At 76.3% G+C, this 1,024-nt stretch carries 1 protein-coding gene; it reads right to left on the bottom strand.

Features of this window, described 5'->3' with window-relative positions; genetic code table 11:
• On the bottom strand, window positions 1-1,024 hold a 1,024-nt coding region (locus HW578_RS26945), incomplete at both ends, for a glycosyltransferase family 2 protein (RefSeq protein WP_198373765.1).

Here is a 1,024-nt window from a genome sequence, read left to right as displayed (position 1 = left end):
GAAGCGGTCGCGCACCGCCACCTGCTCCGCCGCCAGCGCCGCGCGCCCGGCGCTGCGCTGCGCCGCATGCAGCCGGTAGAAGGCGACCGGCCAGGGCACCGAGACGATGCGCGGCCCGGCTGCCGCCGCGCGCAACCACATTTCATAGTCGAAAGCGGCCGAGAGGCGGGTGTCGAGCCGCCCGCCGATGCGCTCCCAGAAGCGCCGCGCGACCAGCGCCTCGGGCTGCAGGAAGAACGCGCCCTGCGCCCAGCGGCCGAACACGTCGGCCAGCGCTTCTGTCGTGAAGCCCGCCGGCCCGTCTGCCAGGGCGCGGTGCACGCCCATGATCCGCCGCGCGCGATGCGGCACCGCGAAGCCGTGCACGATGTCGGCCGAAGGCTCGGCGGCGAAGGCCGCGCCCAGGCGATGCAGCGCGCCGGGTGCCAGCAGGTCGTCGGCGTTGATCCAGCCGAGCAGCTCGGCGTCGCTGCCGGCGAACCCCTTGTAGATCGCCTCCGCCGGGCCGCCGTCGGGCTCGACGATGACCGCGTGCAGCCGGTGGCGATGGCGCGCCAGCACCTCGGCCGTGCCGTCGGTGGAGCAGGCATCGACCACCACGTGCTCGACCGCCGGATAGCCCTGCGCGGCGACCGAGAGGATCGTCTCCTCGAGCCAGGGCCCGGGGTTGAAGCAGGGCGTTACCAGCCGGATGCGCGGCCAGTCGCTGCGCGCGGGGGCCGCGATGGGTGGCGCGGCGAAGGGCCAGGGCGCTTCCCCGAAGCACGGCCAGGCGGCCTCGGCCATGGCATCCGCGCCGCAGGCGGGCAGGGCGGCGAACAGCGTCTCCGCCCGCAGCGCATCGCCTGCGGCCAGCGCCGCGACGCCGGCATTGAACAGCGCCGCCGGATCGGTGGGTGCGTCGGCCAGCGCGGCCTCGAAGGCGATGCCGGCCTGCGCGGGGCGGCCGGTGGCCAGCAGGGCAAGCCCCGCCGTCATCGGCACCGTGCCCGCGAAGCCGCCGATCCGCGCGGCGCGGTCCCGC

Origin of the sequence: Roseomonas rosulenta (genome assembly GCF_016106005.1) — a bacterium.
GTDB classification, from domain to species: Bacteria; Pseudomonadota; Alphaproteobacteria; order Acetobacterales; family Acetobacteraceae; genus Neoroseomonas; species Neoroseomonas rosulenta.
This window is presented reverse-complemented; position numbering and strand designations above follow the sequence as displayed.